Source organism: Aliterella sp. E5.1, from assembly GCF_057473825.1.
Genome location: NZ_JBYCCV010000019.1, coordinates 1 through 14,482, shown reverse-complemented (window position 1 = coordinate 14,482; position 14,482 = coordinate 1). Strand labels below are relative to the sequence as shown.

The 14,482-nt window shown below is 42.5% G+C and carries 14 protein-coding genes and 1 pseudogene; 10 read left to right on the top strand and 5 right to left on the bottom strand.

All coding sequences use genetic code 11. From position 1 onward, the window contains the following. The first annotated feature begins 87 nt into the window (after window positions 1–87). The 7 genes and pseudogenes from AC2VE5_RS09345 (at window position 88) to AC2VE5_RS09315 (ending at window position 8,180) form a co-directional block, all read left to right on the top strand. Entirely contained in the window at window positions 88–1,062 is a 975-nt protein-coding gene (locus AC2VE5_RS09345) for a cysteine synthase A (RefSeq protein ID WP_486887481.1), read from the top strand. A 264-nt stretch (window positions 1,063–1,326) separates the two neighbouring features. Continuing rightward, on the top strand, window positions 1,327–1,776 hold the full coding sequence (gene ybiA / locus AC2VE5_RS09340) for a riboflavin biosynthesis intermediates N-glycosidase (protein WP_486887532.1): 450 nt from the start codon (window positions 1,327–1,329) through the stop codon (window positions 1,774–1,776). A gap of 392 nt (window positions 1,777–2,168) precedes the next feature. Continuing rightward, complete coding sequence (locus AC2VE5_RS09335) at window positions 2,169–2,933, top strand: hypothetical protein (RefSeq protein ID WP_486887480.1); 765 nt, start codon at window positions 2,169–2,171, stop codon at window positions 2,931–2,933. Window positions 2,934–2,972: 39 nt separating this feature from the next. Next, window positions 2,973–3,164, top strand: a complete 192-nt coding sequence (locus AC2VE5_RS09330; protein WP_486887479.1) for a hypothetical protein — start codon at window positions 2,973–2,975, stop codon at window positions 3,162–3,164. Window positions 3,165–3,248: 84 nt separating this feature from the next. Beyond that, window positions 3,249–4,253, top strand: a pseudogene (locus tag AC2VE5_RS09325) (substrate-binding domain-containing protein). Between the two features lie 73 nt (window positions 4,254–4,326). After that, window positions 4,327–6,645 (top strand): putative bifunctional diguanylate cyclase/phosphodiesterase, encoded by a 2,319-nt coding sequence (locus AC2VE5_RS09320; RefSeq protein ID WP_486887478.1) that lies wholly within the window; start codon window positions 4,327–4,329, stop codon window positions 6,643–6,645. 77 nt (window positions 6,646–6,722) lie between these two features. Then, entirely contained in the window at window positions 6,723–8,180 is a 1,458-nt protein-coding gene (locus tag AC2VE5_RS09315; protein ID WP_486887477.1) for a site-2 protease family protein, read from the top strand. Between the two features lie 3 nt (window positions 8,181–8,183). On the opposite strand, the gene AC2VE5_RS09310 is transcribed toward AC2VE5_RS09315, so the two are convergent. Next, window positions 8,184–8,762 carry a hypothetical protein gene (locus AC2VE5_RS09310; RefSeq protein WP_486887531.1) on the bottom strand — a complete coding sequence of 193 codons (579 nt, stop codon included), beginning with the start codon at window positions 8,760–8,762 and terminating at the stop codon, window positions 8,184–8,186. Between the two features lie 151 nt (window positions 8,763–8,913). Here AC2VE5_RS09310 and AC2VE5_RS09305 point away from each other — a divergent pair, with 151 nt between their 5' ends. After that, window positions 8,914–9,345, top strand: coding sequence for a hypothetical protein (locus tag AC2VE5_RS09305; RefSeq protein WP_486887530.1), 432 nt, complete (start codon window positions 8,914–8,916; stop codon window positions 9,343–9,345). A 76-nt stretch (window positions 9,346–9,421) separates the two neighbouring features. On the opposite strand, the gene AC2VE5_RS09300 is transcribed toward AC2VE5_RS09305, so the two are convergent. The 3 genes from AC2VE5_RS09300 to upp all read right to left on the bottom strand — a co-directional run bounded on the left by AC2VE5_RS09300 (window position 9,422) and on the right by upp (window position 10,860). Beyond that, window positions 9,422–9,694, bottom strand: a complete 273-nt coding sequence (locus AC2VE5_RS09300; RefSeq protein WP_486887476.1) for a YggT family protein — start codon at window positions 9,692–9,694, stop codon at window positions 9,422–9,424. 113 nt (window positions 9,695–9,807) lie between these two features. After that, window positions 9,808–10,149: a ssl2009 family thylakoid membrane protein gene (locus tag AC2VE5_RS09295; RefSeq protein ID WP_486887475.1), complete on the bottom strand. Its 342-nt coding sequence runs from the start codon at window positions 10,147–10,149 to the stop codon at window positions 9,808–9,810. 60 nt (window positions 10,150–10,209) lie between these two features. Beyond that, window positions 10,210–10,860 carry a uracil phosphoribosyltransferase gene (gene upp, locus AC2VE5_RS09290; RefSeq protein WP_486887529.1) on the bottom strand — a complete coding sequence of 217 codons (651 nt, stop codon included), beginning with the start codon at window positions 10,858–10,860 and terminating at the stop codon, window positions 10,210–10,212. Between the two features lie 319 nt (window positions 10,861–11,179). On the opposite strand from upp, the gene crtH reads away from it, so the two are divergent. Continuing rightward, complete coding sequence (crtH, locus tag AC2VE5_RS09285; RefSeq protein WP_486887474.1) at window positions 11,180–12,673, top strand: carotenoid isomerase; 1,494 nt, start codon at window positions 11,180–11,182, stop codon at window positions 12,671–12,673. A 37-nt stretch (window positions 12,674–12,710) separates the two neighbouring features. Then, the gene (locus tag AC2VE5_RS09280; protein WP_486887528.1) at window positions 12,711–13,604 is read left to right on the top strand and encodes an alpha/beta fold hydrolase; all 894 of its coding nucleotides are present in this window, start codon (window positions 12,711–12,713) and stop codon (window positions 13,602–13,604) included. An 81-nt stretch (window positions 13,605–13,685) separates the two neighbouring features. On the opposite strand, the gene AC2VE5_RS09275 is transcribed toward AC2VE5_RS09280, so the two are convergent. Continuing rightward, window positions 13,686–14,309: a Crp/Fnr family transcriptional regulator gene (locus tag AC2VE5_RS09275; protein WP_486887473.1), complete on the bottom strand. Its 624-nt coding sequence runs from the start codon at window positions 14,307–14,309 to the stop codon at window positions 13,686–13,688. Window positions 14,310–14,482 lie beyond the last annotated feature (173 nt).

Sequence of the window (14,482 nt, the reverse complement as noted above, 5' to 3'; positions counted from 1 at the left end):
TCGCACTTTAAACTAATTCATCAGATAGAAGCTTTAACACCGATCTAAGCCAAAATCTTTATAGGGGATACATTAGGTGATTTTGGCATGGATATCAAAAATGGATTCATTGATACTGTAGGCAATACGCCACTAATTCGCTTAAATCGCTTTAGTGACGAAACAGGCTGCGAAATTCTGGGGAAAGCTGAATTTCTCAATCCTGGTGGTTCGGTAAAAGATCGCGCGGCATTATATATTATTCGAGATGCGGAAGAAAAAGGCTTGCTCAAGCCTGGTGGTACGGTAGTAGAAGGAACCGCCGGAAATACAGGGATTGGACTTGCTCATATCTGCAATGCCAAAGGCTATAAGTGCCTAATTGTGATTCCCGATACTCAGTCCCAAGAAAAGATTGAAGCCCTAAAAGTTCTAGGTGCAGAAGTTCGCACAGTTCCCGCCGTACCGTACAAGGATCCCAATAACTACGTTAGGCTATCTGGTCGCATCGCCTCCGAGATGGAAAATGCTATTTGGGCAAATCAGTTTGATAATTTGGCAAATAGGCGATCGCACTACGAAACTACAGGTAAAGAAATTTGGGAACAAACTGACGGCAATGTTGATGTTTGGGTAACGGCAACGGGGACGGGAGGGACGCTGGCTGGGGTATCTATGTACTTAAAAGAAAAAAATCCAGCAATCAAAACTGTCTTAGCCGATCCGATGGGTAGCGGGCTTTATAGTTACGTCAAAACGGGCGAACCCCACGCCGAGGGTAGCTCAATTACTGAAGGTATTGGCAATAGTCGTGTTACTGCTAACTTAATTAATGCTCCTATCGATGATGCGATTCAAATTCATGACTCTGAAGCTGTCCGCGTAGTTTACCGCTTGCTTCAAGAAGAAGGGCTATTTCTGGGCGGTTCTACAGGTATTAATGTCGCCGCCGCCGTGCAGTTAGCAAAACAATTAGGATCGGGGCATACCATCGTTACTATCTTGTGCGATAGCGGTACTCGCTACCAGTCGCGGTTGTTTAATCGAGAGTGGTTAGCCCAAAAAGGACTTTTGCCCAATTAACAGTATTACAGCAAAACTATCTTACTCCCTCTCCTAAAAAAGAGGGCTATTTATAATAATTAAATAATAAGTTTTGATTTTAGGATTAAATATAAAAGTTAGCTTATAAATAGAATTAGTGTGTTTTTTAAGTTGTTTTTAACTAAATATTGAATTACCAAGCCAAAGACAAGTAAAAGTAGCTTAATAAAATTTAGCTAAAAGCAATCATTTTTTGCTATTATTTACAATTGATAAAAGTTGGAGTTAACAAGTGCGATCGCAATGACCATTTACTTTTATAAGGTGAATGAACCTTATGGATGCTTTTCCAACTTTTCCCCTCACTGGATTGAGATGCAGGGCGAAAATTGGCAAACTGTAGAGCATTATTATCAAGCGCAAAAGTTTATCGGCACTTTAGACGAAGAACTCACTCCCATAATTAAAGCTGCCCATACACCAGAACAAGCCGCCGTCTTGGGACGCGATTGTAGCCGTCAATTGCGCTCAAATTGGGAACAAATCAAAACTCATGTGATGCGAAAAGCCGTACTGCAAAAGTTTCTTACCCATCAAGATATTCAAGCAATACTATTATCTACCGCCGACTTACTAATAGTAGAAGACTCGCCAAATGACTATTATTGGGGTTGTGGAGAAACCAAAACTGGCGACAACCATTTAGGCAAAATATTGATGAGCGTCCGGGAAGAAATAAAAAGTAAATTTTAGTATCATTTACTAGCTTTTGCGATCGCTAAAATAGTAATCTATTAATTGAAGCTACAAAGCTTTCCTGGCAGATTCAACAGCTAAAGTACACATTAAGTTAAGAGGTAAAAAGCGCTGTTAAACTCTTATCTGTCTCGTCAAAATACAGCAACACCCAGCTTATTTAAAACTGATATTTCCTGAAGTGGTTATCATCGGGGGCGCTGCAACTGAGAACGATATTACTGAGATTTTTAGTACAGTAATTAATTCAGTGCAACCCTAAGTAAAATCGCCCAAGAAAGGAAATTCCTCGGTTACTAGCAAGTTGGGTGTTGTTGTTTGAAAATTTGAACTACAAATATAGGCTCAGTCAATATAATTAAAAGGCAGCCTCAAATAAAATCCGGATCATGGCGATTATTGCCCTAAAAGCTTGGTATTTAAGCAAGTACGAGCCACTTCAAGAATTAGAAAAACGCCAGCACGATTTGAGGTTGAGTAAGAATAGCTTGCTCAAATCGGCGCTAAGAGCAGATTTTTTGGAAGACAGCGCCGAGATCAAAAAATCGGGATGGTTTCAACGCTACCTAGATGGAGAAATAGTCGAATTTTATATTGAAGGTAGCGGCGGCTACACGATCGCAAATATCGATCTAAGCAGCCATGAGATTTATTTTATCAAACAGACAACCGTAGCTCAGATGGAGCCGACAATTTTTTTATGCCATCACGAGTACGGAGATTCTAGCCAAATACTGCGAGAAGCCTTAAATAAGGTACTAGAAAACTTAAATAAGCGATCGCGTTTTCCTATAACTTTAACTGAGTCTCCACGCCCAGGTAATAGCCCCATGCGACTCAGTAGCACCGCTACTCGCAAAATCCGTAAATGCTTGTTATTTATTGCTGATGGTACGCCCATTACTCAAGTTGAGGGCAAAACTGCTCAACTGATTCTCAGTCCGAGCGTATGTGTAGAAATTGGGTATGCTGTTACTAGCAAACGTGCAGAGCAGATTTTAATTGCCCAAAGGTCGCAGCTTCAACTATCGGGGCAATATCCCTTTGAACTACCTAGCTATCAATCTTTACTATTTAATGACAGCGCCGAACTGGATAAAGTATTGCCTCAAGTAATTGAAACGCAGTTAAAGCGGTTTAACTTATTTTCTTAGCTATAGTTGTTCGCTCCTGAACCTGATAGATTTTGATAATTGGTACTTCCACAATCAATTGCGAAAACTTTTGCCCAAATTCCTGAAAAAGCTAGGCATCGCAACTACAATATTTTTGCCATTAATCGGACAACAAATTTCTCAAAATTAGTTAGAGTGCGCTCAAGAATGGGAACTATAGAATTAAGCATTCCAGGCTTGGCAATTAATCTATACACCGTTGCGCTGTAGAACTCTCCGTCAGTGCTAACGCGGCTAGGTATCTATAAATTGACCTATGGATGTGGGGCAAATAACCAACGTGACGGTTGAAAAATGGATAAACACAAGCAGCCGAGTGTTGCGTTCTGGCAACGGCTAACAGACTTCGCCAAAGTGCAAAGAGTCGATGCAGGTTGGTGGTTGATACTGCTAATATTTTTTAGTATCTCAGCACTTACTGGATTAGTATGGCGAAGTCTAGTTCAAGATGAGTTAAGTCAAGTCAATAACAATCTGCAACTAGAAGCTGCACCAATTAAACCGCAGACTGGTTTAGAACCGTCCTCAGTAACCCAACTAACATTTGCTGGAACGGGAGTAAGCTTAGAAGTCACGAGACTCTTGGCAAACCAATTTCAAAAGACTCATCCCCAAATTCACATCGATGTTCCGGCAAGTATTGGTTCGGGCGGTGCAATTCAAGCGGCGGCAGATGGAGCGGTTTCCGTAGGCATGACTTCTAGACCGTTGAAAGAAAAAGAGAAAAAATTGGGGCTTACAGTAATTCCCTTCGCTCAAACGCCCTTAGCTTTTGCCGTTCATCCCTCGGTAGCTGATAATAATATTACTTCAGCCCAGCTAATTGATATTTATCAAGGAAAAAAATCTCAGTGGCTTGATGGTAAAGAGATAATCGTTTTGACGCGGGAACCTAACGATAGTTCGATCTTATTGCTAGAGCAAAAAATTAGTGGATTTAAACAAATCTACGCAGATAGCCAGAAAAATCAGCGCTGGATTACTTTATACAAAGACCAAGAAATGAATCAGTAACTAGAAAAAACACCTTTAGCTCTAGGATTAGCTGATGTAGGGACAATTACATCGGAAAAAAAGCTATCTTCTATCAAATTTCTTAAATTTAATGGTGTTGCTCCAACCACAGAAAATGTAGTTAAGAGCAAATACACTTTAGTCAAAAATTTATATTTTGTTTTTGATCAAGGCAAATTTTCTCCTCACGCTCAAGCGTTTATAGATTTTGTGCAATCTAGCGAAGGAGCAGAGATATTAAAAGCCAATAGCTATTTGACCGTTGGGGAGGAAGACAAAAAGTAGTTTTGAGTTTGGCGACGATACCTTTATTTAGGTCAAAACTTAAACCTATTTTTTGCCCTTTTTCTACAAGCAAATGCTGAAAAGACAGGCAGAAATCGGACTGAAGCGACGCTTTAGCAAACAGTTATATCCATTAGTAGTGCTAGTTTGGCTGTTGATTAGCATTGGTTCCCCAGCAGTTTTCTACTTATTGGAAGTTACAGCCCTAAAAAGGACTGCAAATATCTACGCTCAACACCTAGCCGGAAAATTTGTAGAACTGTTATTACAAGAGCCAAAGTTGTGGAAATATCAAAATCAAAAATACACCCAGCTAATTGCCAATGAACTGAGAGAAAAAGAAGAAGTAAGTCTTAAAATTTTAGACGAGCAAGGGGTTGCGATCGCTCATTACGAACATACTACCCAAAAAGGCAAACTATGGTGGAATAGCTTCAACACTAAAGGTTCTGCACCAATCAAATTTAACAATCACGCTCTAGGAACGATAGAAGTTACTTTATCCCAAGACAACTTAGAAAACATGACTGTGGCATTTTTTACTTTGTCTCTTACCCTAGGTACGGCTCTAGGGACTTTAATCTTCTTTTTTTCCACTCAAGTAGTTGGTAGTATGGAGTGGCAATTACAAAGCTTAATCGAGACGTTACAGGAAGCTAAAGCTCAAAGTGAAGGATCGCAAGCCTTAGCCCAAGCCTCAGAACAAAGATTTCGCGATTTAGTGCATGGACTAGATGCGATCGTTTGGGAAGCAGACGCAACAACGATGCAATTTTCCTTTATTAGCCAACGGGCGGAAGAACTACTAGGGTATGCCGTCAAAAGATGGTTGAATAGCGATAATTTTCAGGAAACTTATATTCACCCCGACGATCTAGCGCAAGTTCAAAGCCGCTATCAAGTGGCTATACTTATGGGGCAAGGAGAAGTAATTGAGTATCGGGCGATCGCTTTTGATGGTCGGGAACTATGGCTGCGCGATTTGATCCAAGTAGTTAAAGATGAAGCCGGAACGAGTCAGCTATTACGGGGCATAATTTTAGATATTACCCATTTTAAGCAAGTTGAGAAGCAATTAGTCTACGATACTTTGCATGATGTGCTTACAGGACTTGCCAATCGGACTTTATTGATGCAGCGTCTGGGCAATTTGTTTGATAAAGCAAAACACCGTCAAGATTATCAGTTTGCCGTATTATTTCTAGATCTCGACCGTTTTAAGTTAGTTAACGATAGCTTGGGACATCGAATTGGCGATCGCTTATTAGTTGAACTTAGCCGTCGTCTAGAAAAATGCGTGCGTAAGAGCGATACTGTTGCGCGGCTTGGCGGTGATGAATTTGCTATTTTGCTAGACAATATCAAAGATGTTAGTTCCGCAACTGAGATTGCCGAGCGGGTAAAAGATGAACTAGCTCTACCATTTAATTTGAGCGGTCATGAAATGTTTGCCGCTACAAGTATTGGGATTGCTATTAGTGGTTCTAGTTACGAGCAACCAGATCATCTCTTGCGTGATGCCGATACAGCTATGTATTACGCCAAGTCTCAAGGCAAAGCAAGACACGAGATTTTTGATAGCAATATGCACTCCCAAGCTGTGGCGGCTTTGCAATTGGAAACAGACTTGCGCCGAGCGATCGAACGCCAAGAATTGCAAATTTATTATCAACCGATCGTGGCGCTAAAAACTGCAAAAATTACTGGATTTGAAGCTTTATTACGCTGGCAGCATCCTCGTTTGGGTTTTGTTTCGCCAATGGAGTTTATCCCTATAGCTGAAGAAACTGGGCTGATTATTCCTTTAGGACAATGGGTAATTGGCGAAGCGTGCAAGCAGTTACATTTATGGCAACTGCAGTTTCCCAGCACAGAAATAACTATGAGCGTGAACTTTTCTAGCAAGCAGTTCGCGCAAACCAATATAGTTGAAGTTATCAAAGCGATTTTGGTTCTAAATAACTTACAGCCAAACCACGTACACTTAGAAATTACAGAAAGCGTACTTGTAGAAAATAGCCAGGAAATTGCCCAAACTCTAAGTCAACTAAAAAGCTTGGGTGTAATTTTGTGTCTAGATGACTTTGGGACGGGCTATTCATCTCTTAGTTATCTCCACCGTTTCCCGATTGATATTTTGAAAATTGACCGTTCTTTTGTGATGGGTATGAGTAGTGGTGATGACGACAATTCTAAAATTAAAATTATCCAAACTATCGTCGCCCTAGCTAAAAATATGGGTATCAATGTAGTTGCCGAAGGTGTAGAAACGAAAGAACAACTGGCAAAACTTAGAGCGCTAAAATGCAAGTACGGGCAGGGGTATTTTTTCTCTAAACCTGTAGATAGTAAAGCGGTGGAGTGTTTATTAGCAGCCCAGTGTCAATGGTAAAATCCTGACTGGTTTTTGGATAGCCTGCGCGGTTAAGGTAGACTTATAGGCTATAGCAAAAAGTAGTTTGATTGAAAATGTACACAGCATCAGAAACCTCTACGATCGCCTTAGTTGTGCTGGTAACTTGCGGTATATTAGGTTGGGGATTTTATCGGGCTAAACCTCTGGGCAAGTTAGGGATTTTAACTTGGTTGCAGTCGGTAGTCTTGATTGCTCCTTGGTTGATATTTTTTGGCTTATTTGCCGCAGGTATCTATATAAATCTTGTGGGTATTTTATTTTTAGTTGTCGCTTCAACCGTGGCGTATATAGCTCTCAACAATCGGCTAAGAATTCAAAAAGCCCAAACTACGATCGCAACTCCACAAGCTCCCGCCGCCGATACCCCTGAGCCAAGCAAACAATCTGAGCCAACAGTAGTCCCAATTCCCTCCGAAGATATGGTGGCAATTAGAGGGATTTTTAGTATTGATACTTATTTTGCTGTAGAGACAATTCCCTATCAAGAAGGAGTAATTGTTAAAGGAAACTTGCGTGGAGAACCCGAAGCCGTACATCAAAAGCTGACTGCAAACTTGCAAGAAAAATTAGCAGAGCGCTATCGGCTATTTTTGGTAGAAAATGCCGACGGGAAACCTGTCGTAATCATCCTTCCCGGTCGTGCGGATGTGCGTCCGGTAACGATAAGTCAGTATATTTTAGCTGTTGGGTTAATCGTTGCTACGATCGCGACAATTTTTGAGACGGCGGGTATACTGCTGGGTTTTGATTTCTTTGCTCACTTAGAGCGCTTTACAGAAGTTTTACCCATTGGGATAGGAATTATTGCCGTTTTAGCCGCTCACGAACTCGCTCATTACTTTGTAGCCAAGCGTTACCAAGTTAAATTGAGTCCGCCTTTTTTCTTACCAACTTTGCAACTAGGTTCTTTTGGGGCAATTACCCGGTTTGCGTCCTTAGTTCCCAACCGCAAAGCTTTGTTTGATATTGCTTTTGCAGGTCCGGCGGCGGGGGGGCTGATTTCTCTATTGTTGCTAATAATCGGTTTATTACTATCGCATCCAGGTAGTTTATTTCAAGTTCCTACAGAGTTTTTTCAAGGCTCAATTTTAGTCGGAACTTTGGCACGGGCGATAATAGGTACGAATCTCCACAATAACTTGGTTGATGTAAATCCGTTGACGGTAATTGGCTGGCTAGGGTTAGTAATTACAGCGCTAAATTTGATGCCCGCCGGAGTTTTGGATGGAGGACGAATTGTCCAAGCAATCTACGGACGCAAGACCGCCGGACGGGCTACTATTGCTACTTTGATTATCTTGGCGATCGCATCATTGGCAAACCCTGTAGCGATGTATTGGGCGATCGCAATTTTGTTTTTACAGCGCGAGTTGGAGCGTCCCAGCCTTAACGAAATTACCGAACCAGACGATACTAGAGCCGCTTTAGGCTTGCTGGCTTTATTTTTGATGATTTCTGTCCTTTTGCCGCTAACCCCAGCTTTGGCGGGGCGTTTGGGCATAGGTGGATAGTTGTTATTCTACCCAGCGCCAATTGTAACGATTCCAGCTATAAATGCCTTGAATTTGGTACTCAGCGCCATTGCTAAAACGGATCGTACAACTTGCTTCATCTACTGAGACTACTGTACAGAGGAACCATTCGCGGCTACAAGGTCCAGTTTCTTGCACCCACTCCCATAACCCGTTTGATACTTCAATGCGATCGCCTATTTTTAGTTTTAAATCTTCTTGGGCGTATTTAGCAATATGTACGGGTTTAATGCGGTTGAGCCATTCAAAGCCGTAAGACTCGCGGATAAACTGCATTTCCCCTGAATCTCGCCCTTGCAGCCAATCATTGAGTAACTGCGCCTTCCAAGAGCGATTTTGTTGTTCTTGAGTTTGAATGTATCGCCAAAAGCTCTGGCGTTGCTCTAGGGAAAGTTCGTCTAAAGGGTTGTTGGACTGCAAGTTGTTGTCAGATGCTGCCACGAGCAACTCCTCTGCTACTTGCAGCATGATTTGTTTTTGCTCCTCGCTTAAAGGGCAAAAACTGTTGTCGCAACGGCTAAAAGCAGCTTTTAATGCGGCTTCAAGGTCGGCTGGTGTCATAGCAAACTTGCGCTTTCGCACCTTTGTCATATTTTTTAATTATGACAAAACTTTTAATATTACTGATTACCCAAAAAGTAGGGTAAATTTTTCCTTTGCGATCGCGTGGTAAGCTGAAAGAATTAATTTTTACTATTTTTTGGTGCAGTGTATGCGGTTGCGATCGCTATTTGTTGTCGCTTTGACTTTGCTGGTGGGGATAATTTCTTGGGTATATACTCCCTCAGCGATGGCGCTAACTCAAATTAAATTAACAGATGTTGGTTATAAAGAGTGTCCGCCGGAATTGGCTCAAGGAGCCGTTACTAGCGGTACAACCAATGTAGCTAATTGCTTTATTGTGACGGGAAAAGCCGAGAATACTTCTGGCAAATCTGTTTATGACGCTGATGTGTTTGGGCGCATTTACGATGCTAATAATGATTCAGTAATGCAAAACCGTACTAGACTCGGCTCGATTGCCGAAATACCTGCGGGTGTAAGCGAATTTAATATGCGAATTTCTGTTCCAGCAAATCAGCCTTTACCCCTGCAACTCAAGCAATTTAAAGCCGCAGGTTTTAGCGGACAAGTGAGAAAATAGAATATCCTTGAACTAAAAATAAACAATAAAACCCGCGTTGTTGCGGGTTTAGAATGAGAGCAAAGGCTAGTTTGTTTTATACAAAGGCTGGGATGCCAGCAACCAAACTACCTAACAACTGAAGAACGATGATTGCCAACATTGGCGAAAAATCCATGCCACCCAAGGGCGGAATAATTGACCGAAACAAGTTGAGGTAAGGGTCGGTAAGTTGAGCTAAAGTAGCAAACGGCTGGTCGTAAAAGCTGATATTGGGAAACCAAGTTAACAAGATGCGAACAAATAATAGACCAGTGTAAATGGTGATAAAAGTAGATAGTGTAGTTGTAAGTAACGCGATTGAAGCCATAAATTAATGAGGGCGAGTAGTAAGTTTTAACAGCGATACAGGTTTGACTTTAATCTAGCCGATTTCTACCGATTTTTGATCGGGAAATAGTGGGATAAATTAAACTAATTGAGCTACTCCTCTAGAGGAGTCCGCTCTAAATTCACTGGCGGTGGATTGCCGTTGACGTTGCCCAAATTTAGGCGTACTTCATCGATGGTTTCATTTAGTTGCGCAATTTTGTCTTCTAAAGAGCGACGCGCTACTTCAATTGTCTGCTCGGACGAAGCTTTGATTGGACGGCGTTTCGAGCGGGAATTATTGCCATCCAAGCTTGTTTTTCGCCTTGGCTCAGTATCGGCAGCAGATTCGTTAACAACTCGTGAAGCAAGCAGCGCGCCGATTACACCGCCGACGACACCGCCTACAACTGTTCCGGCTATAAAGCCGCCTGTAAATCCATCGCGCTGATTCATATACTTACTGCCTTCAAAAACGATCTAAATACAGACTATTTTACCGAAAGTATTGGCGAATCAAGTGCCAAAAGTGCGATCGCCTGCGTCCCCTAATCCTGGCACAATAAAACCGCGATCATTTAGTCCTTCATCAATGGTTGCAGTGTAAATAATTAAACTTGGATAAGCTACGCTAAGCTTTTGCAAGGCTGGGGGAGCCGCTACTACTGAAACAATCCGCACCAAAGATGGATCTATACCTCTATCCGTTAGTTCTGCCATTGCTGCCATAATTGAGCCGCCCGTCGCCAGCATTGGCTCAGGAATCAATACCCTAGTTTCCGGTGCAAACTGCGCGGGTAATTTGTTGAGATAGCAACTAGGTGTAAGGGTTTCTTCATTCCGCACTAATCCTAGATGATAAATTGAGGCTAAAGGTAACAATGTCTGCGCCCCTTCTAGCATCGATAACCCTGCTCTTAAAATTGGCACGACAGCGATGGGAATAGTAAAATCGATTGTTGTCGCTGGGCAAGGAGCTAAAGGAGTTTGCACGATGGTTTCTTCCGTAGGCAACCAGTCGCGGACTGCCTCGTAAGTCAGCCAGCGCCCTAACTCGGTCATTGCACTTCTAAACAAGACTGATGGCGTAGCCTGATCGCGGGCAACTCCTAACCAGTGTTTGATTAAAGGATGGGGTGGAACATAAACACGCAGTTGCAGCGTCATAGTTAGGGGTGGCACTTCTCTAAAGTCTGACTCATCATAATATTCTTGCGACCAATCTGAAAAAAAAGTCAGTTTTGCTGGAGTAGTTTTTACAGCTAGTTGAAAATTATTTGCATTAACTATTGACATATATTCTCAATCAAGCTTATAGTAGCTTTCAGTGTTCTCCTCTCTTTAAGGATCGGCAGATGGGATAGGTCGGCTCAAGCAGCAGACCATCCTATTTTTTTTTGGCAATAATGCTCGGAGCTAAAAAGCGCTAAACTGTATATCCAGCAAAGTACAAGTATTTTTTTTTAACACTCTTAAACATTGACTTATGCCTACCCAAACTTCATTCGATGCGATCGCGATCGGTTCTGGTATTGGAGGCTTAGTTACAGCTACTCAGTTGGCGGCGAAAGGTGCTAAGGTGCTAGTTCTAGAAAGCTATCTGATTCCTGGGGGCAGCGCAGGGTATTTTGAGCGCGAAGGCTACCGTTTTGATGTCGGCGCGTCGATGATTTTTGGTTTTGGCACATCTGGCACTACAAACCTCCTAACTAAGGCGCTAGAGGCGGTAAATGTTAGTTTGGAAACAATACCCGATCCGGTGCAAATTCACTATCACTTGCCAAACAATTTAGAAGTGAAAGTCCATCGCGACTATGAGAAATTTTTGCAAGAACTGACGGCTTATTTTCCTCACGAAAAGCAAGGTATCCGCAAATTTTACGACGAGTGTTGGAAAGTTTTTAACTGTCTCAATCGGATGGATTTACTTTCGTTAGAAGAACCAAGATATTTGACGCGGGTATTTTTTCAGCATCCCTTGGCTTGTTTGGGTTTGGTTAAGTATTTGCCCCAAAATGCAGGCGATGTAGCACGCAAGTATATTAAAGACCCGTTGTTATTGAAGTTTATTGATATAGATTGCTACATATGGTCGGTAGTCCCCGCCGACTTGACACCAATGATTAATGCGGGAATGGTGTTTTCTGACCGTCATTATGGCGGAATTAATTATCCCAAAGGCGGTGTAGGTCAAATTGCCCAAAAATTAGTAGATGGGTTAGAAAAAGCTGGGGGCGAAATTAAGTACCAAGCTAGAGTTACAAAGATTATTATCGAAAATAATCGTGCTGTCGGCGTGCAGTTGGCTTCGGGGGAAGTGTATCGGGCAAAAAGGATTATTTCTAATTCTACGCGCTGGGATACCTTCGAGAAGTTGCTACCCAAAGAGGAAATGCCAGCTTCCGAGAAAAAATGGCAGCAGCGCTATGAAAAATCTCCAAGCTTTTTAAATCTGCACTTGGGCGTAAAGGCGCAATTGTTGCCTGTGGGGACAGAATGTCATCATATTTTGGTGGAAGATTGGGACAAGATGGAAGAAACTATTTTTGTCTCTATTCCTACCTTACTAGACCCCGATTTGGCTCCGGCAGGTCATCATATTATTCATACTTTTACACCTAGCTGGGTAGAAGATTGGCAAGGGCTTAGTCAGAGCGAGTACGAAGCAAAGAAAGAAGCGGCGGCGGGGAAATTAATTAAGCGTTTAGAGCAGATTTTTCCGGGTATAGATGCTGCTTTAGACTACATGGAAATTGGCACGCCTCGCACTCATCGACGGTTTCTAAATCGACAAGATGGTACTTATGGTCCTATACCCCGGCGGAAGTTGATGGGATTATTGGGTATGCCGTTCAACCGCACGTCGATTCCTGGGCTTTATTGCGTGGGCGATAGTACGTTTCCCGGACAGGGATTGAATGCTGTAGCTTTTTCTGGCTTTGCTTGCGCTCATCGCGTTGCGGTAGACTTGGGACTTTAATCTATAATTTATATAGTTACAAATATTAATAAAATTTATTGTGATAACTGAGCAACAGGTAATTGGCAGCTTTTTTGACAAACTGACTTGGGACTGGAAAGGCTACAAGATTGGCTATACAGTCATGGGTACGGGAAAGCCGTTAGTGTTAATTCATGGTTTTGGTGCTTCTATCGGACACTGGCGCAAAAATATTCCTATATTAGCTGCGGCGGGATACCAAGTATTTGCGATAGATTTACTTGGGTTTGGAAGTTCCGATAAGCCGCCATTGGAATACACAATGGAATTGTGGGAAGAATTAGTTAAAGATTTTTGGACGGCGCATATTCAGCAACGGGCAGTATTTGTTGGTAATTCTATCGGCGGCTTATTGAGTTTGATGGTAGTTGCCAATCATCCAGAAATTGCGGCGGGTGCAGTTTTGATTAACTGTGCGGGAGGACTTAGCCACCGTCCCCACGAACTAAATCCGCCTTTGCGGCTAGTAATGGGAGCATTTAATCGCTTGATTCGCTCTAAAATTACTGGCAAAGCTTTATTTAACAGAGTGCGGCAAAAGTCACAAATTAGGCGGAGTTTGATGCAAGTATATCGCGATCGCACGGCTGTTACCGATGAGCTTGTAGACCTGCTTTATCAGCCATCTTGCGACGAAGGGGCGCAACAGGTTTTTGTTTCTATTTTGACTGCACCTCCAGGCCCAACCCCGGCGCAGTTATTGCCCAAAGTTAAGTGTCCGTTATTGGTAATTTGGGGAGAAGCTGACCCCTGGACACCAATTAATGGCGCAAAGATATTTCAAGACTTGAGCGCCAGTGGTCAACCTGTACAAGTAAAGCCGATTGCAAATGCTGGTCACTGTCCCCACGATGAATCCCCAGACAAGGTAAATCCATTAATTATTGATTGGTTAGCCCAAACGGTGTAACGTGGGCTGCCGCCCCAGCATGGGGCGGCAGCAAAACTTGTTGAATGCTCATAAATAGTGCGTTTATTAATAGATTTAACTCTAATTGCCGCCAAGTAAGCGATTAAACTCCGCTTTGACGAGCGAATAACACGCACAAGAGGTATTTTCTAAAGCTTGCCTATTGAGGATAGTAATACTGCCTCGACTGTAGCTAATGAACCCCGCCTTTTGCAGTAGATTGCAAACCTCGCTGACACTTGCTCGTCGCACGCCCAGCATACAAGCGAGGTATTCTTGAGTTAGCGGAAACTGGTCTCCTTCCACGCGATCTTGAGTCATCAGCAGCCAGCGACAACATCGCTTTTCTATCGAATGCAATCCGTTGCAAGTGACCGATTGAAATACTTGGCTAAACAGTGCCTGAGTATAGCGTTGGAGTAGTTTGTACAGGGGGCTATCTGGGGTAATATTATGTTTGAATACATCTGCTCTCATCCTAAGAGCATTGCCTGGAATCTGAGCAACAGCTTGGTTAAAACTGCGATCGCCTGCCAAAAAAACAAAGATGCCTACCATTCCTTCTTTGCCTACTGTACCTACTTCAACACCTGCACCATCTTCCATCAGGTTGATTAAAGACATAACAGCATCGGTGGGAAAATAGACGTATTTGATTGGTTCGTGGGGTTCGTAGACAACTTGCTTGTGCGGCAGATATAGCAATCCTGAATCATATGTGAAAATAGAGGAGTTAAGAATATACTTGAAGATAGATGTTGTTAAAGAACAGTCAAGTGGAAATAACAGCTCTGAGCGATTTCATCGATAGCAAGCGCGATCCCAGAGAACTAAAACGGGCGTTAGCAGTTCAAATGGTGATACAGAAGTATTCCTAT